This window comes from Mycobacterium sp. 852013-50091_SCH5140682, assembly GCF_001665685.1.
Classification (GTDB): domain Bacteria; phylum Actinomycetota; class Actinomycetes; order Mycobacteriales; family Mycobacteriaceae; genus Mycobacterium.
Map to the genome: position 1 here is coordinate 1 of NZ_LZTB01000017.1, position 18,254 is coordinate 18,254.

Annotated in this window: 14 protein-coding genes; 10 read left to right on the top strand and 4 right to left on the bottom strand. The window is 67.3% G+C overall.

Features of this window, described 5'->3' with window-relative positions:
* Positions 1-578: 578 nt before the first annotated feature.
* The 3 genes from A5784_RS06455 to A5784_RS06465 are packed head-to-tail and all read right to left on the bottom strand — an operon-like array spanning position 579 to position 2,932.
* Entirely contained in the window at positions 579-1,106 is a 528-nt protein-coding gene (locus A5784_RS06455) for a dihydrofolate reductase family protein (protein ID WP_064943468.1), read from the bottom strand.
* Between the two features lie 2 nt (positions 1,107-1,108).
* Positions 1,109-2,014, bottom strand: a complete 906-nt coding sequence (locus tag A5784_RS06460; RefSeq protein WP_064943470.1) for a helix-turn-helix domain-containing protein — start codon at positions 2,012-2,014, stop codon at positions 1,109-1,111.
* 54 nt (positions 2,015-2,068) lie between these two features.
* On the bottom strand, positions 2,069-2,932 hold the full coding sequence (locus tag A5784_RS06465; protein WP_064943580.1) for an arylamine N-acetyltransferase family protein: 864 nt from the start codon (positions 2,930-2,932) through the stop codon (positions 2,069-2,071).
* 58 nt (positions 2,933-2,990) lie between these two features.
* On the opposite strand from A5784_RS06465, the gene A5784_RS06470 reads away from it, so the two are divergent.
* The 7 genes from A5784_RS06470 (at position 2,991) to A5784_RS06500 (ending at position 12,956) form a co-directional block, all read left to right on the top strand.
* The gene (locus A5784_RS06470; protein WP_064943472.1) at positions 2,991-3,563 is read left to right on the top strand and encodes an HD domain-containing protein; all 573 of its coding nucleotides are present in this window, start codon (positions 2,991-2,993) and stop codon (positions 3,561-3,563) included.
* Between the two features lie 138 nt (positions 3,564-3,701).
* Positions 3,702-4,511, top strand: coding sequence for a 1-acyl-sn-glycerol-3-phosphate acyltransferase (locus A5784_RS06475; protein ID WP_064943474.1), 810 nt, complete (start codon positions 3,702-3,704; stop codon positions 4,509-4,511).
* Positions 4,512-4,598: 87 nt separating this feature from the next.
* Positions 4,599-6,167, top strand: a complete 1,569-nt coding sequence (fadD12, locus tag A5784_RS06480; RefSeq protein ID WP_064943582.1) for an acyl-CoA ligase FadD12 — start codon at positions 4,599-4,601, stop codon at positions 6,165-6,167.
* Entirely contained in the window at positions 6,160-7,404 is a 1,245-nt protein-coding gene (locus A5784_RS06485) for an alpha/beta hydrolase (protein ID WP_064943478.1), read from the top strand. The genes fadD12 and A5784_RS06485 overlap by 8 nt, the downstream gene beginning before the upstream one ends.
* A gap of 108 nt (positions 7,405-7,512) precedes the next feature.
* Positions 7,513-8,031 (top strand): Lrp/AsnC family transcriptional regulator, encoded by a 519-nt coding sequence (locus A5784_RS06490; protein WP_064943584.1) that lies wholly within the window; start codon positions 7,513-7,515, stop codon positions 8,029-8,031.
* On the top strand, positions 8,028-9,389 hold the full coding sequence (locus tag A5784_RS06495; protein ID WP_064943586.1) for an FAD-binding oxidoreductase: 1,362 nt from the start codon (positions 8,028-8,030) through the stop codon (positions 9,387-9,389). The genes A5784_RS06490 and A5784_RS06495 overlap by 4 nt, the downstream gene beginning before the upstream one ends.
* A 105-nt stretch (positions 9,390-9,494) precedes the next feature.
* The gene (locus A5784_RS06500; RefSeq protein WP_064943480.1) at positions 9,495-12,956 is read left to right on the top strand and encodes an indolepyruvate ferredoxin oxidoreductase family protein; all 3,462 of its coding nucleotides are present in this window, start codon (positions 9,495-9,497) and stop codon (positions 12,954-12,956) included.
* Between the two features lie 16 nt (positions 12,957-12,972).
* On the opposite strand, the gene A5784_RS06505 is transcribed toward A5784_RS06500, so the two are convergent.
* Positions 12,973-14,163, bottom strand: a complete 1,191-nt coding sequence (locus A5784_RS06505) for an ROK family protein (RefSeq protein ID WP_156750414.1) — start codon at positions 14,161-14,163, stop codon at positions 12,973-12,975.
* Between the two features lie 140 nt (positions 14,164-14,303).
* Between A5784_RS06505 and zwf the strand changes: the two genes are divergently transcribed.
* Genes zwf through eda form a run of 3 tightly spaced genes read left to right on the top strand, consistent with a single transcriptional unit; the run spans position 14,304 to position 18,228 of the window.
* Entirely contained in the window at positions 14,304-15,776 is a 1,473-nt protein-coding gene (zwf, locus tag A5784_RS06510) for a glucose-6-phosphate dehydrogenase (protein ID WP_502687497.1), read from the top strand.
* Positions 15,776-17,605, top strand: a complete 1,830-nt coding sequence (edd, locus tag A5784_RS06515) for a phosphogluconate dehydratase (protein WP_064943484.1) — start codon at positions 15,776-15,778, stop codon at positions 17,603-17,605. Before zwf ends, edd begins: the two co-directional genes overlap by 1 nt.
* Positions 17,602-18,228 (top strand): bifunctional 4-hydroxy-2-oxoglutarate aldolase/2-dehydro-3-deoxy-phosphogluconate aldolase, encoded by a 627-nt coding sequence (gene eda / locus A5784_RS06520; RefSeq protein ID WP_064943486.1) that lies wholly within the window; start codon positions 17,602-17,604, stop codon positions 18,226-18,228. Before edd ends, eda begins: the two co-directional genes overlap by 4 nt.
* Positions 18,229-18,254 lie beyond the last annotated feature (26 nt).

Consider the following 18,254-nt stretch of genomic DNA (forward strand, 5'->3'; position numbering starts at 1 on the left):
ATTCATGTGGTGTGCAAACAGCTCGACTACTCAGCCGAACTTCCGATCTTCGGTGCACCATTTCCAGACACGGAATTTGCACCTTGGTCAGATGTCAGAGAGCGCCGGAATCGTCTGCAATCCGACGTTCTGGTCCCCCGGAGGGCTGACCGGAATTCTGCTCCTAACTCCTCTGGTGTGATGCCAGTCACGTTCGTGTGTGCAATGAATCTGACATGGACGACCGTTCATGTCAACCGTTCAAGAGAGATTTTTTTTGGAACGCCGACGCCCCGTTTTTGCTGGGCAGGATCACCGATCCCATGAGCCGAGCGCGGGCCACAGCGGCGGTGCTCGCGCCCGCGCGTAGCTCCGCGGGAGGATCCCGCGCCATGCGGCCGCCGGCATGAACACGGCGGGATGACGACTGCCAAACGTGGTTTTGCGCTGCGGCGATCACCCGGACCTTCGCACACGAGGCCGGGCACGCGGATTCCGAGCTGGGCGGGCCCGCGTCACCACGAAACCAGACGGGCACCGTCGTGCGGCAAGACGCCAGAGACGGTGCCCGTCAGGCTATTTCAGATCCTGACCGCCAGTCAGGCCTTCGTCCACCTGGCGCACACGAAATCGCCGTTGATCGCCGAGGATTCCAGCACCCACTCCGAGCGGATCGGCAGCACGGGCGAACCCGCGCCCAGCGTGCACGGCGCGTAGCTGACCACCAACTCGTCCACCAGTCCGGCGGTGACGAACTGCGCCGCGACCACGCCTCCCCCGATCACCCACACGTCCTTGCCTGCTGCGGCCGCCACCAGTTTCGGGTGCAACTCGGTGACCTCGCCGTCGAAAGCCTGTACCGGATGTCCGGCACCCACCGCGGTGACGATGTCCGGGCGGTGAGTGAGCACCCACGCCGGTTGTTCGTACGACCAGTCGCCGTTGTTCTTCACGATCCACTCGTAGGTGTCGGCTCCCATTACCAGTGCCCCAACGGTTTTGATGAAAGCTTCGTAGCCGAACGGGCCATCGGCGTCGATGGTCCGAGAGATCAGCCAGTCCAGGCTGCCCTCTGCGTCTACGAGGTAGCCATCCAGGCTTGAGCCGGTGTAGTAGATGGTTTTCATGCTCACTCACTCCTCATCCATGCCAATGGGTCACCGTTGTCAGCGTTCACGCCGTGGTGGGCCAGCATCGCGCGGGTAATGCCCCGACGCTGCGCCGAGTACGTCAGCACATGCGCGACAATGCCGTACAGCTGAAAGGATTCCGGTGGATCACACAGCGCGTCGATCACGGTGTCGCCCAGTCGACCGGCCGCAGAATACTCGGAAATCAATGTGGTCCAGCGCTTCCCGATGACGTCATGGCGTTCGGCCAGTTCCTCCGGGGTCGCCGGAAGCCTGCGCGACGGGAAGTCCCGGCCCTCGATGGTGGCCAGCCAAACCTCCTTGGTCCACACCGTGGCCCCGAGGACCGCCGCCACGCTCGGCTCGGGTCCGTCCCACTCCAGCACCACCTGTCCGGGCGAAACCTCCTGGACCCATTGGCTTTCACTGAGGTCGGCAGCGAGTCCGATCAGGTATGCGGTATCGGCGACGTCGTGCACGAGCATGAATTGCGATATGTCCGGCCGGGTGTCGCCGTCGCTGTCGCACCACAGCGACTGCGGCGGGTGAAAGTGCACGCCGTTGGGTGCGGCGAGCCGGAACGCGACATCGCCTGCGCGGGACGGCGGTACGCCGAAAGCCCGCCGGAAGGCCCGTGAGAACACCTCCGCTGATGACCAGCCCTCCGCGGCCGCCACATCGGCCACCCCTTGCCCACGCTGCAGCCGCCACGCCGCGCGTTCGAGCATGACGCGGCGGCGCATCGCGGCCGGTGGCTCACCGGTGAGCCGGCGCACCTCCCGGGAGAAGTGGAACTCCGACACGTAGCTGCTGCGGGCCATTTCACCGACGGCGGTGTTGTCGGCGTCGACGACGGCATCGAGCAACTCCCGCAGTCGGTCTCGTCCATTCGGTGGCGCGCTCACGCTGTCCGAGTATGGTCGCCTTCCGGCGGCGGCGACATGACGATTCCTGCTGTGTCAGCTGTCGAGCACGTCGTGGACCCGCGCGGCGAGCACCGACCGGTCGGCGTCGCCGAGATCGATGCCGAATCGCCCGGTCAACTCGTCGAGCACCTGGGCGGCGGTGTCGAACCGGATCCGCTCGGTGGCTCCGCCGCGGTGGATGGCCAGGTTGCGGCCCCGCAGGTTGTATCTCGCGTCGTCGGTGACCAGCGCCACGGTCAGCCCAACCACGAAGATGCCGCCCGGATGCGTTGAGACATACCAGCTTCCGACCTCGAGGTCGATGCGCGGTCGCGGCGCGGTGGTGAACGTGTACAGCGACTTCCACTCGTCGTGGATCTGGGTTTGCAGAACCAGTCCGGCGTCGTGATCGAGCAGCCGGTAGGGCTCGTGCCGCGTCTGTTGCACCGGGCCTGCCACCAGCCGGATCGGCGACGACAGGGTCTGGCCCCCGAACCCCACGTCGACCAGGTAGCGCTCGTCCAACCCCGGCACCGTCACCGCAAGCACGTTGTGGGTTTCAGCAGGCAGCGGGCTGATCTGCTCCTCGCGTGCGCGGGGCGCATCTGGCGCACGCATCCACACCACCCGGCCCGCCAACCGGTCGACTCCGAAACCCAACTCATCGAGCACATAGCCGAGCAGGCCGTTGTGTTCGTAGCAGTAACCGCCGCGGCGCCGGGTCACCAGCTTGTCGACCAAGGCCTCGACACTCAGGTCCACCACGGGCACGCCGAGGAGCGGGTCGAGGTTTTCGAACGGGATGGACCGGTTGTGCGCGGCGACGATGTCGCGCAGCGTGTCCAGGTCGGGACGCGCGGGTCCTCCGTAGCCGATCCTGCCGAAGTATCCGTCGAGGTCGAATGCCGATGTGCCCACGATCGCCAATGATGCGTCCTCAACAGCGGTTCAGGTCAAACCGGAGCAGACTGACATCATGTCCGCGCATCTCACCGAGGACCTGCGGGAAGATCTGCTGGCCCGCTGGTCGGAGTCCCATCGCAAGCACCACAACGTCACCCATCTGCACGAACTCCTCGACGCGGTCCAGTCGCTCGCCGAGGAAGGGCTGAGTTTCGATCGGGAGGCCGTCGAGCTGGCTGCGTGGTTCCACGATGCGATCTACGAGATCGGTCGCGACGACAACGAGGACCGCTCTGCCGAACTGGCCCGTGAACTGTTGTCGTCGTGCCCGGTGCGCGACGAGGTGGCCCGGCTGGTGTTGGCCACCAAGACCCACAAGGTCGCCGACGGCGACGTCAATGCGGCGGTGCTCAGCGACGCCGATCTGTCGGTACTCGGCGCGAACGCCGCGCGTTATGAGCGTTACGCGGCCGCGGTGCGCGAGGAGTACGACACGGTGCCCGACGACGTGTTCAAACCGGCCCGGGCGCGGGTTCTCAGCGACCTGCTCAGCGGGTCGATCTTCCACACGACACCCGGCCGGAACCGCTGGGAGGCGCAGGCCCGCCGCAATCTCACCGCCGAGATCGCCACCTTGACCAGCTGACAGGCATCGGTGACCTGCAGTTTTTCGGTAAAGGCCGACCCGGGCGAGCCTGCAGCTCAGAAGTGAATCGGTTTTCACTCCACTACCTGGCTATCATGGAAATTAGAACACGTTCCAATTTACCCCAGGGGGACCCCGGTGGCCGCGACCGACATCGACCCATCCGAAATCACCAAGTGGGATCCGGGCCTGACCGAGAAGGTCATGGGCTTCCTGCGTCCGCTCATCAAGGGCTATCACCGCTCCGAGGTACGCGGTCTGGAGAACTTCCCCAAGGGCGGCGCGCTCGTCGTGTCGAACCACTCGGGTGGCCTGTTCGCCTTGGACGTGCCGGTCTTCGCGACGGGCTTCTACGAGAAGTTCGGTTATGAGCGGCCGGTGTACACGCTCAGCCACGACATGCTCATGACGGGGCCGACGGCGGCGTTCTTCAAGAAGACCGGCTTCATCCGGGCCAACCACGAGAACGCCGACGAGGCGCTGCGTTCCGGCGGCGTCGTGGTGGTGTTCCCCGGCGGCGACTACGACGTCTACCGGCCCACCCTGGCGGCGAACAAGATCGATTTCGCGGGTCGGCGCGGCTACGTCAGGGCGGCCATCAACGCCGGAGTGCCGATCGTGCCCATGGTCGGTATCGGCGGCCAGGAGACCCAGATCTTCCTGTCCCGTGGCACCCAGATCGCCAAGGCGCTCGGACCCATCGCCCGGTTGGCGCGCACCAAGATCGTGCCGGTGTCCTTCGGATTCCCGTTCGGACTGTCCGCGGTGCTGCCGCTCAACGTGCCGCTGCCGAGCAAGATCGTCATGCAGGCCCTCCCACCGGTGGACATCGCCGCGGAGTTCGGTGACGACCCCGACATCGACGAGGTCGACGCCCACATCCGGCGGGTCATGCAACGTGCGCTCGACAAGCTCGCCGACGAGCGTCGGTTCCCGGTGATCGGCTGAGCTGGGGTGGGACCACTCGATCGCCTGGCGGGCCAGCTCAACAACGCTGCCGGGCAGCTCACCGGTGCCGCCGGTCTGGCCAACACCATGCGCCGATCGGGACTGCTGACCCCACTGCGCCCCGACAAGTACCTGCGGATCGCGGCCATGATGGCGCGCGAAAACATGAGTGTCACATCGGGTTTCGCGAGTTCGGCACAACGTTGCCCGGACCGGGCGGGCCTCGTCGACGAACTGGGCACGCTGACGTGGCGACAGCTCGACCAGCGTGCCGATGCGCTGGCCGCCGCGCTGCAGGCCATGCCCGCCGGCGCACCACGGGTGGTGGGCATCATGGCCCGCAATCACCGCGGTTTCGTGCTGTCGCTGATCGCCGCCAACCGTATCGGCGCCGACGTGCTGCTGCTCAACACGTCGTTCGCGGGACCGGCCCTGGCGGAGGTGGTGACACGAGAAGCCGTGGACGCCATCATCTTCGACGAGGAGTTCACCGCGACGGTGGACCGTGCCCTGGCCGACCGGCCGACCGCCGCGCGCATCGTGGCCTGGACCGACACCCACGCACACGAGGCGACCGTCGCCAGGTTCGTCGACGAGTTCGAGGGCAAGCAGCCGCAGCGAGCCTCCGGTAAGAGTCGAGTCATCCTGCTGACATCGGGTACCACGGGAACTCCCAAGGGCGCCAAGCATTCCGGCGGTGGTCCCGAAGTGCTCAAGTCGATCCTGGACCGCACGCCGTGGCACGCCGAGGAACCGGTGGTGATCGTGGCTCCGATGTTCCACGCCTGGGGTTTCTCGCAGTTGGCCTTCGCGGCATCGATGGCCTGCACCATCGTCACCCGGCGCAAGTTCGACCCCGAGGCCACGCTCGAGCTCATCGACCGGCACCGCGCCACCGGATTGTGCGTCGTCCCAGTGATGTTCGACCGGATCATGGACCTGCCCGACAACGTGTTGCGCCGCTACGACGGGCGCTCGCTGCGGTTCGCCGCGGCCTCCGGTTCGCGGATGCGCCCCGACGTCGTCACCAAGTTCATGGACCGGTTCGGCGACATCATCTACAACAACTACAACGCCACCGAGGCCGGCATGATCGCCACCGCCACCCCGGCCGATCTGCGTGCCGCACCGGACACTGCCGGTAAACCCGCTGAAGGCACCGACATCCGGATTCTCGACGCCGACTTCAACGAGCTTCCTACCGGTGAGGTGGGAACCATCTACGTCCGCAATTCGACGCAGTTCGATGGCTATACGTCCGGTAGCACCAAGGATTTCCACGACGGCTACATGTGCTCGGGTGACGTGGGATACCTCGACGCGGCCGGCCGGCTGTTCGTGGTGGGCCGCGACGACGAGATGATCGTGTCCGGCGGCGAGAACGTCTACCCGATCGAAGTGGAGAAGGTGCTCGCGGGCCATCCCGATGTCGCCGAGGCTGCCGTGATCGGTGTCGACGACGAGCAGTTCGGCCAGCGCCTGGCGGCCTTTGTCGTGCTGGCCAATCCGGTCGCACCCGACGAGCTGAAAGCCCACGTGCGCGAAAACCTCGCGAACTACAAAGTGCCACGGGAGATTACCGTGCTCGATGAGCTGCCCCGCAACAACACCGGCAAGATTGCCCGGCGCGAACTGCAGGAGCGCGCCAATGGGTAGGCGCCAAGTCATCGGCGCGGCCGCGGAACTGGCCAACGCCGCCAACGCGGTGCGACCGCTGGTCCGCAGAGGCAACGGCACTCTGCTGGCGTTCGCGTTCGGCTGGCCGACCTCGGAGAACGCACCGCTGGTGGTGACCGCTTCGGCGCTCGGTGCACTGCGGCACGCCGCCCGCGGCGACTATCGCACGGCATCGGGGCGAATCTCCCTGCTGCTCAAGGTCATATCGTGGGCACTTCTGGTGCTGGTACACCGGCGCGGTGTGCGGTCCCAGCCGTCGTTCGAGACGCCGCTGCGCGACGCGCTCGGTGCGGATTACCGCGAGGTGGCCCGGGCCGGGCGGCCCGCCGGGGTGTGGGCGACCTCGCGCATCCGCCGCCGGTATGTCCAGCAGACCGTGAAATACGGTCCGCACAGAGCCAACCTGGCCGACATCTGGCGGCGCGCCGACCTGCCGCGCGACGGTAAAGCGCCGGTGCTGCTGCAGGTGCCCGGCGGAGCCTGGATGATCGGCGACCGGCGGCCGCAGGGTTATCCGTTGATGGGGCAACTCGCCGAACAGGGCTGGATCTGCGTGTCGATCGGCTACCGGGTCAGCCCCAAGTACCCGTGGCCCGACCACATCATCGACGTCAAGCAGGCGCTCGCGTGGGTGAAGGCCAACATCGCCGACTACGGCGGCGACCCGGAATCCGTGTGCATCACCGGCGGATCGGCCGGAGGGCACTTGGCGGCGCTGGCGGCTCTGACCCCCAACTATCCGAAATGGCAGCCGGGATTCGAGGATGCCGACACCTCGGTGGTCGCGGCGGTGCCGATCTACGGCCGCTACGACTGGTTCAGCAGGACCGGCAACGGCCGCGGCCAGTTCGTCGACGCCCTGCAGCGGGTCATCGTCAAGCTCCCGTTCGCCGGTAACGAGCAGCTGTACCACGACGCGTCGCCCATCACGCTGGTGCACCCGGACGCGCCCCCGTTCTTCGTGCTGCACGGCACCAACGATTCGCTGATCCCGGTCGAGGAGGGCCGCGAATTCGTCGAAGCCCTACGGGAAGTGGCGACAGCTCCGGTGGTCTACGCCGAGATCCCACACGCTCAGCACGCATTCGACATCTTCGGCTCACCGCACGGGCATTACACCGCCGACGCGGTCGAGAAGTTCCTCAACTGGGTGCTGGCCGAACGCGAGTCGACACGCGTCGGCTCGGGCACGACATCCGCGTCGGGGCACGGCTAGCGGGCGCGCACCGGAGTTCCTTCCCGCGAGCGGACCCGGCCCCTACAGTTGGTGGGTGTCTTCGCACTGGACGATGCCTGCCCTGAGCCCGGCACTGTGAGCGGAACTGTGATCAGCCTGGACCAACTCGACTCGGACCTGATCGACCTGCTCGGACGCAACGCGCGGATGGGCGTGGCTGAATTGGCGTCGAATCTCGGTGTCGCTCGCAACACCGTCCAATCGCGGCTGCGCCGGCTGGAGGAAAGCGGGCTGCTGCGGGGTTTCCGGCCGGATATCGACTTGGCGGCCGCGGGCGTGGCGGTACAGGCCTTCATCGCGCTGGAGGTGCAGCAGGGCCGTCTGTTGCGCATCGCCGAACTGCTCACCGACATACCGGAAGTGCTGGAAATCCACGTGACGACGGGCCGGGAGGATCTGCTGGCCCGGGTCGCGACGGAAACTCAGGCCGGGTTGCAAGAGCTCATCGAGCACATCGTCGGGATTCCGGGCGTGGTGCATTCCAGCACCACACTCACCTTGACCACCCCGCTGCGCTACCGCACCCAGCCGCTGCTGCAGAAGCTGACCAAGACCCGCGGGTGGGGCCGGTCGACGCCGGCACCGCGCGACGAGGAGCCGTCATGACGACCATCGAGTCGCTGTCCGCCGTCCTGCCCGCCGGTGCCGTGCTGAGCGATCCCGACGTCATCGAACGCTACCGGCGGGATTCCGCGGCGGCCCTGACCGCGGGCACGCCGCTGGCAGTGGTGCGCGCCACCTGTACCGAAGACGTGCAGGAGGTGCTGCGCTGGGCCTCGGCACACCGGGTCCCGGTGGTGCCGCGCGGTGCCGGGTCCGGGTTGTCGGGCGGTGCGGACGCCGTGGACGGCGCGATAGTGCTCAGCACCGAACGCATGCGCGACATCCGGATCGACGTAGCCACCCGGACCGCAGTGGTGCAGCCCGGCCTGACCAACACCGAGGTCAAACGGGCTGCCGCCGAACACGGATTGTGGTACCCGCCGGATCCGGCCTCGGTCGACATCTCATCGATCGGCGGCAACGCGGCCACCAACGCCGGCGGGTTGTGCTGCGTGAAGTACGGCGTGACCGGCGATTACGTGCTGGGCATGCAGGTGGTGCTGGCTGACGGCACTGCTGTGCGCCTCGGCGGACCGCGTCTCAAAGATGTTGCGGGCCTGTCGTTGACGAAGCTGTTCGTCGGCTCCGAAGGCATCCTTGGCGTCATCACCGAACTCACGCTGCGGCTCATCCCCGCCCAGTCGCCTGCGTCGACCGTGGTGGCCCTGTTCGGCTCGGTGCATGACGCCGCCAACGCCGTCGTGGCCATCACCGGAGTGCTCCGGCCGGCGATGCTGGAATTCATGGACCACGCGAGCATCAACGCCGTCGAGGATCACCTGAAGATGGGGCTCGACCGGTCGGCGCGGGCCATGCTGCTGGTGCAGTCCGACGCGCCAGGGGCATCCGCCGACGAGGTGGCCACCATCCTCGCTGAATGCGAGAAGTGCGGTGCGACAGAGGTTTTCGCTACCGACGATCCGGCCGAGGGCGCGGCGTTCACCGCGGCGCGGCGGGCGATGTTCCCAGCAGTCGAGAAAATGGGCAGCCTGCTCCTGGAGGACGTCGGCGTGCCGATACCGCAGTTGCCCGCCATGGTGACCGGAGTCGAGGACATCGCCGCCGAGTGCGATGTGTTGATCTGCATGGTCGCCCACGCCGGGGACGGCAACACCCACCCGGTGATCGTGTTCGATCCGACCGACGCGGACGCCACCGACCGCGCACACCGCGCCTTCGCTCGCATCATGGAGCTCGCGATCGCACTCGGCGGCACCATCACCGGTGAGCACGGGGTCGGACGCCTCAAGCGCGATTGGCTGCCTGTCCAGCTCGGCGACGACGTGATGACCCTGACCCGCCGCATCAAAGACGCGCTCGACCCCCACGGAATCCTCAATCCCGGCGCCGTCCTGCACTGAGCAATCCGCTCAGCTGGCGATGTGACCGCTGCCACAGATTGACTATCCTGCTCAGTTGCGAGCGCTTCTGTTGACCATGGTGATGAGCTCAGTGATCGTTATCTGGTGACCCAACTCGATGACGCCCCAAGAGTTTCGGTGGATTTGGCCAGCCGCTACCGGGTGGACTCCGGCCCGGTGTTGCTCACCGGCGTTCAGGCGGTGGCACGGCAGTTCGTCGAACAACACGAGCGGGACCGGCGCGCAGGCCACAAGGTGGCGACGTTCGTATCGGGATATCCGGGCAGCCCGTTGGCCGGGTTGGACAAGTTGCTGGCCGGTATCGACGGGCTGTCGCAACGCCACGATGTGACGCTGGTGCCGGGGATGAACGAGGAACTGGCGGCGACGTCGGTGTGGGGCAGTCAGTTGGAGCTGCCGCAGGACACCCGCACACATGATGGTGTCGTCGGCGTCTGGTACGGCAAGGGGCCGGGGTTGGACCGCGCGACCGACGCGTTGCGGCACCTGACCGTCTACGGCGTAAACCCGTCGGGTGGTGTGCTGTTGATGGTCGGTGACGATCCTGCCGCGAAATCGTCCACGGTGCCCGCCTCCAGCGAACGCGCACTGGCCGCGATGAACATCCCGGTGCTGTTCCCCCGCAACGCCGAGGAGATCATCGGCTTCGGGCTGTACGGCGTCGCGCTGTCACGCGCCTCGGGTTGCCCCGTCGCCCTCAAAATCAATGCCGATGTGGCAGACGGCCTTTGGACCGTGCAGCGCAACTACGCGGACTTGGCGATCACCGTGCCGGAACTTCAGTGGCAGGGCAGAGCGTGGACCTACCGGCAGCGGGTCATGGCGGCGCCACCGGACAGCGTGCTGGCCGAAGCCGATCTGTACGGGCCGCGCTGGACGATGGTGCAGGCTTTCAATGACGCCAACGACATCGACCGCATCGAGGTCGACCCGGCGGACGCGTGGCTGGGCATCGTCGCGGTCGGAACCGCCTACGACGCCGTGCGGCAGACGCTCGACGAACTCGGGCTGACCGACGAGGATCTGCACCACCGCGGCATCCGGGTGCTGCGCGTGGGCATGCCGTACCCGCTGGGGGCCGAGCGGATCCGACAGCTGGCGCGCGACGTCGACACCGTGCTGATTGTCGAAGACAAGACGACGTTCATGGAAACCCAAGTGATGCAGGCACTTTACGGTTCCGCACAGCGCCCGCAGGTCATCGGTAAGCAGGATGCCGCCGGGCAACCACTGATCCCCGCCGACGGCGAACTCACCGCGGCACGGCTGCTGCGCCCCCTGCATCGGGTGCTCAACCCACGGGTGCCTGTCGCGCCGCTGCCCCCGCCCCGCCTCGAGCTCACCCCGTTGAGCACAGCGCGCACGCCGTACTTCTGCTCGGGCTGCCCGCACAATCGGTCCACCGTTGTGCCCGACGGTTCGCTGGCGGCAGGCGGCATCGGATGCCACACCCTGGTGACCATGTCGGCGCGTCCCGAATCGGCGGTCACCGGGCTGACCCAGATGGGCGGCGAGGGCACCCAGTGGATCGGCCAGGCGCGGTATTCCGGCGTCAAACACATCTTCCAGAACATCGGCGACGGAACGTATTTCCACTCCGGACAGTTGGCGGTGCAAGCCTGTGTGGCCGCCGGGGTCAACATCACCTACAAGATCCTCTACAACTCGGCTGTCGCGATGACCGGCGCACAAGACGCCGAGGCCGCGCTCGGGGTGCCCGCGCTCACCCACAAGCTCACCACCGAAGGCGTCCGGCGGATCATCGTGTGCGCCGAGGACCCCACGCGTTACCCGGCGAGCAGCCTCGCGTCGGGAACCCTGCTGTGGCGCCGGGATCGGCTCGACGAGGCGCAACGGATCCTGCGCGACACCGAGGGCGTGACCGTCCTGATCTACGACCAGCAGTGCGCGGCCGAGGCGCGGCGCAAGCGCAAGCGAGGTCTGCAACCGGTGCGCCGCACGCGGGTGGTGATCAACGAGGCCGTGTGCGAGGGCTGCGGAGACTGCGGCGTGAAGAGCAACTGCCTGTCGGTGCAGCCCGTGGACACCGAATTCGGCCGCAAGACCCGCATCGACCAGACCAGCTGCAACACCGACTACAGCTGCCTTGACGGGGACTGCCCGTCGTTCGTCACCGTCGAACTGCCCGAACACCAGGAACGCTCGGCGCGTACGACGCCGGCCCTGCCCGACCTGACCCAGCCGCCGGTGACCCGACCTGCGTCGACCTGCAACATCTTCCTGGCGGGCATCGGCGGGACGGGCATCGTGACCGTCAACCAGGTGCTCGGGGTCGCGGCCCTGCAGGCCGGGCTGCACGTGCAGGGGCTCGACCAGACCGGCCTGAGCCAGAAGGCCGGCCCGGTCACGTCGCACCTGCGACTGAGCACAAGCCCGATCACCTCGTCGAACCGCGTCAGCCCGGCGACGGCCGACTGCCTGCTTGCCTTCGACCTGCTGACCGCCGCCGATGCGCGAAACCTGCGGTACGCGCACAGCTCCCGCACGGTCGCGGTGGCCTCGACCAGTCGCACGGCGACCGGCGCCATGGTGGCCGACCCGCAGGTGACTCACCCCGACGACCATGCCCTGCTGGACCGGCTCAGTGTGTCGACGCGGGACCTGCTCAGCTTCGACGCGCTGGCGGCCGCTGAGGCCTTGTTCGGGTCGACCGCCGCCGCGAACTTCCTGCTGGTGGGCGCCGCCGTGCAACTCGGCGCGCTGCCCATCCCGGCGGCCGTCGTGGAACGCGCCATCGAGCTCAACGGTGTGGCGGTCGCCACCAACGTGGCTGCCTTCCGCTGGGGCCGGGCCGCGGTGTGCGCCCCCGAGGCGTTCGCCGAGGCGACGACTCCCGCTGCCGCCGAGAGCCGCACCGTCCCGGCGCTGCCCGCCGCGATGGCCGGCCGCATCACTGTGGCAGAACCGGTGCGGCCCTTGGTCGAACGTCGCGCTGCCGAACTCGTCGCCTACCAGAGCCGGGCAGTGGCCGCCGAGTACCTCGACGTGATCGAGGCGGTGTGGGCCGCGGAACGCCGACTGGGCGACCGGACGGAATTCAGCACGGCGGTCATCGAAGGACTGTTCAAACTGACCGCCTACAAGGACGAGTACGAAGTGGCCCGGCTGCTCACCGATCCTGCTTTCGCAGCGTCTGTGCAAGCGCAGTTCCCGGGTGCCACCGACCTCACCTACCGGCTGCATCCGCCGGCGCTGCGGGCCATGGGCCGTCGTTCGAAGATCGGGTTCGGGCCGCGCAGCCACCTGACCCTGCGGCTACTGGCCAAGGGAAAGCGACTGCGGGGCACCGTCTTCGACCCGTTCGGCCATGCGTCGCTGCGTCGCACCGAACGTGCGCTGTTGACGCACTACCGGGACATGGTGCTCGGCGCGGCCGCGACGCTGACTGTCGAGGGCTATGACACCGCCGTCGCCGCGGCGGCCGCAGCCGATCTGGTGCGTGGCTACGAATCGGTCAAGCTGGGCACCATTGCCCGCTACCGCGACCGGTTGGCCGAGTTGGGTTTCGAACCGCCGTCGCTCTGACATCCACGGCTGCAAGTCAGGGAAGCGCGCTCCCGAGCGCGGCGTCGACAGCGCCGGGACTCAGCACGTGGTCGAGCGCGGTGATCGCACAGCCCACCATGCTTGAACGTTCCCGGTGGATGGCCGGCATGATCTGCAGTGTGCGGGTGGCCAGCGCAGTAGCGTTGCCGTACAAGGTCTCTCGCATGCCCGCGACGAACACGTCGTAGGCGCCGACCATGTCGCCTGCGACGACCAACGCGGCAGGGTTGAGCAGATTGACCGCGGCCGCGAGCACTTCGCCGATGTGACGTCCGCTTTCCCGGATCATGCGGCGGGCCTCGGCATCTCCGCTGTGCGCCAGCATGACGACGTCACGCAGATGCCCGACGGGGTGGCCGCCGCGCTGCAGATCGCGAACCAGCGCCCAGCCACCGGCGATTGCCTCCAGACAGCCGGTGTCGCCGCAGCGGCACGGGACTCCCGCGGCGGCCGGGGTCTTGCTGTGGCCGAACTCGCCGGCAGCCTGAACCGCGCCGCGCTGCAGCCGCCCGCCCATGATGAGGCCGGCCCCCAGCCCGGTCGAGGCCTTGACCACCAGCATGTCGTCGAATTCTCCAAGGCCACCGCGCCTTTCGGCCAGGGCGATGACATTGGCGTCGTTGTCCATGAGCACCGGCGCGTCGGTGAGGCCCCGGAAGTACGGAGTCAGCGGCACGCCGTCCCAACCACCCATGTTGGGAGAATCGAGGCTGGCACCGGATTGCTGATCGACGGTACCGGGAAGACTCAATCCCACACCGAAGATGCGGGCGCCGCGACGGCCGGAGTCGTCGAGTAGGGCGTCGAGACGCTTGACGAGATCGGGCATCAATTCACCGGGGCCGATACCCGGCTCCTGGTCGATCTCGCTGGAGGCCAAGATGTCACCCGCGAGGTTGCACAGTGCGAGCTGGGTGCGACTGCGGCCGATGGCCGCCGCGAACACCACACCGGCGTCGACATTGAACATCAGCTGCGCGGCCGGGCGCCCGCCGGTCGACGCCGCCTGGTCCTGCTCGGTCACCAGTCCCAGTGATTCGAGGGCAACCACCCTGGCGGTCACGGCGGTGCGCGACAGGCCGGTGATCCGCCCGATCTCGGCGCGGGTGACGGTCCGGTGGTCCCGGATCACCGCAAACACTTCTCCCGGCGTCGGAGCTACCGCAGGAAGTGCCATGGCCTCCATTGAAGCAAGACGTCCAGCTCCAGAGCAAACGTAAGCAAGCCTATTTAGGTATTTCAAATACATAAGTTCGCTTGCTAAAGCCCTAAGGGGGCGGTAGTTTCCCTACTGAACCGATCAAGCTCCATCAAGGAGGATCAGTGATCCGTACACCGCGACCCGTTGACCCCTGCGATTTCGTGATCTTCGGCGGCACCGGCGACCTGGCGGTCCGCAAGCTGCTGCCCGCCCTATACCTACGTGACCGCGACGGCCAGTTGACCGAAGGCACCCGAATCATCGGCGTCGCCAAGGCCGGCCTCGATGAGCCCGGCTACCGCGACAAGATCCAGGCCGAACTGGCCAGATTCGTCCCCTCCGGCCTGCTGGAAACCGACACCATCGAACGTTTCCTGGCCCGGCTGCGCTTCGTCAGCATCGACCTGACCCAGCCCTCCGACTACACCGCCGTCGCCGCCGTGCTGGCGTTGTCGAGCGTCGATATCCGGGTCTTCTACCTGGCCTGCGCGCCTGCGCTGTTCGGGCCGATCTGCGCCGCGCTGGACACGCATGGCGTGGTCACCGAGAGCGCGCGAGTGGTGCTGGAGAAGCCCATCGGACGTGACCTCGCTTCGGCGCGGGAGATCAACGACGCTGTCGGAGCAGTCTTCGCCGAGCACCAGATCTTCCGGATCGACCACTATCTCGGCAAGGAGAGTGTGCAGAACCTCCTGGTCACGCGCTTCGCGAATACGTTGTTGGAGCCGTTGTGGAATTCCAGCCGCATCGACCACGTCCAGATCACCGCTGCCGAATCGATTGGCGTGGGAACCCGCGGCGACTACTACGACCGCTCCGGAGCACTGCGCGACATGCTGCAGAACCACCTGCTGCAGGTGCTGTGCCTGGTGGCGATGGAACCACCTACACACGTCAACCGCGAATCGGTGCGTGACGAGAAGCGCAAGGTGCTCCAAGCGCTGGCGCCGATGTCGGCCGACGACATCAAACGCGATACCGTCACCGGCCAGTACGGTCCCGGTCTGGTCGACGGCGAAGTCGTCGGCAGCTACCGTGACGACGCCGAGAACCCGGAAAGCCTCACCGAGACCTTCGTTGCGATCAAGGCAGAGATCAGGAACTGGCGCTGGGCCGGGGTGCCGTTCTACCTGCGCACCGGGAAACGCATGTCGCAACGCTCGTCGGAGATCGTCGTGCAGTTCAAACCCGTTCCGCTACCGATGTTTCCGGGCATCGAAGGCGCGTCAGAGCCGAACCGGTTGATCATCTCGCTGCAACCCGACGAAGAGATCCGCCTGGAGATGACCGCGAAAGAACCGGGCTCTGGCGGGCGGCTGCGACCGGTGTCACTAGCGCTCAACTACACCGAGGCGTTCCAGGACCGGTCCCCTGATGCCTATGAACGCCTGCTCATGGACGTCGTGCGGGGCGACCCGACGCTGTTCATGCGCCGCGACGAGGTCGAGGCAGCGTGGGCCTGGGCCGAACCGATCCTGCACCACTGGCAGGACTCCGGCCGCGTGCCACGGATCTACCCCGCGGGCACCGATGGACCTGTAGACGCAGCCACCCTGATCGAGCGCGACGGCCGTCGCTGGCACGAAGGAGCCGCATGATGACCACGCTCAATTCCGTCGTCGCCGCCGTGACCCAGCGGATCACCGAGCGCAGCGCCACGACCCGCACCGCCTACCTTGAGCGCGTCGCCGCCGAGACCAGCCGCGGTCCGGCCCGCGGTCGACTGGCATGTGCCAACCTCGCCCACGGCTTCGCCGCTGCCGGGCCACCCGACAAGAAGGCGCTCCGCCATATCGTCAAGCCCAACATCGCGATCGTGTCGTCGTACAACGACATGCTCTCGGCACACAAGCCGTTCGAAGACTACCCCGCCCAACTCAAGGCGGCGGCGCTGAATTCGGGTGCCATCGCGCAGATGGCCGGCGGCGTTCCGGCGATGTGCGACGGCATCACCCAGGGCCGAGCCGGGATGCAGCTGTCGCTGTTCTCGCGCGACGTCATCGCCATGTCGACGGCAATCGCCCTGTCCCACGACATGTTCGACGCCGCACTGATGCTCGGCGTGTGCGACAAGATCGTGCCGGGCATGCTGATCGGCGCGCTGAGCTTCGGCCATCTGCCCGCGATCTTCGTGCCGGCGGGCCCGATGGAGTCTGGCCTGCCCAACGGCGAAAAGGCAAGAATCCGACAGCTTTATGCCGAAGGAAAGGTCGACCGGGAGGCGCTGCTCGACGCCGAGGCGGCCTCCTATCACGGCCGCGGCACCTGCACTTTCTATGGCACCGCGAACTCCAACCAGCTGCTGATGGAGGCCATGGGTCTGCATCTACCAGGCTCCAGCCTCGTCAGCCCCGACACCCCGCTGCGCGATGCGCTGACCGCCGCGGCGGGTGCGCGGGCAGGCGAGATCACCGCATTGGGCGACGAGTACACCCCGGTCGGCGAAGTGGCCGACGAACGCGCCGTGGTCAACGGGGCCGTCGCACTACTGGCGACAGGTGGCTCCACCAATCACACCATGCATCTGGTCGCCATTGCCCGCGCCGCCGGAATCATCTTGACCTGGAACGACATTGCCGAGCTGTCGGCCGTGGTGCCGCTGTTGGCGCGGATCTATCCGAACGGCAAAGCCGACGTCAATCACTTCCAGGCCGCGGGCGGCATGGCGTTCCTGATCAGGTCTCTGCTCGACGCCGGGCTCATGCACGACGACGTACGCACCGTCGTCGGACCCGGATTGCGCCGCTATACCCGCGAACCGCGACTGCTCGACGGCTCGCTGCAGTGGGTCGACGGCGTGCCCGACAGCCTCGACACGTCAGTCCTGCGGAGCGTCGACGCGCCGTTCGCTCCTGACGGCGGCCTGAAGACGTTGACCGGCAACCTCGGAACGAGCGTCATCAAGACGTCGGCCGTCGACGCCGCGCACCGCACCGTGACCGCTCCGGCTGTGGTGTTCGACAGCCAGGAGGAATTCCTGGATGCGTTCAAGTCCGGCGCCCTCGACCGCGACTTCGTGGGGGTGGTGCGCTACCAGGGCCCGCAGGGCCTCGGTATGCCCGAGCTGCACAAACTGACTCCGGCCATGGGTGTGCTGCAGGACCGCGGCTACCGCGTGGCCCTGGTGACCGACGGCCGGATGTCCGGCGCGTCGGGCAAGGTGCCCGCCGCGATCCACCTGACCCCCGAAGCCGCCGCAGGCGGTCCCCTGGCCAGGTTGCGCGACGGCGACGTCATCACCATCGACGCTACCACCGGCACGTTGTCGGTCGACGTCACCGCCGAGGAATTCGACTCCCGCCCGCACACCGGGCAGGCCCCGACCGCCGATGAATGGATCGGCACCGGCCGGGAACTTTTTGCCAGCATGCGTGCCGGCGTCGGGCCAGCCGACGAGGGCGCCACGATCTTCAGGAGTGCCGTATGACCATCGAATCCCTGCTCGATCTCGTCCCCGTCATCCCCGTCGTGGTGGTGCACGACGCCGCCGACGCGGTGCCGATCGCCAAGGCCCTCGTCAACGGCGGACTGCCGGTGATCGAGCTGACCCTCCGTACCCCGGCCGCCCTTGAGGCCATCAAACGCATCGCCAACGAGGTACCCGAGATCCTCGTGGGTGCGGGCACCATCATCGACACGCAGCAGCCTGCGCAGGCTCTGGCCAACGGAGCGCAGTTCCTGGTGTCGCCGGGCAGCACCCCCGCACTGTTGGGAGCCATGCAGGACAGTGGATTACCGCATCTGCCGGGGGTCTCCACGGTGTCGGAGGTGCTCCAGCTCCTCGAACACGGCTACACCGAACTCAAGTTCTTCCCCGCCGAACCGGCAGGCGGCGCGGCGTATCTGCGCGCCGTCCAGTCACCGGTTCCCGCGGCCCGGTTCTGCCCCACCGGTGGCATCACGCCGGCCAACATGGGTGACTACCTGGCGAGCCCGAACGTGGGGTGCGTGGGTGGAAGCTGGCTGACGCCGGCCGATGTCGTGGCACGCCAAGACTGGCGCACCATCGCGCATCTGGCCCGCACCGCCCGCGATCTCGTGTTGCTTTGAGCGCCGAGTGGCCAGTTGTTGCACGG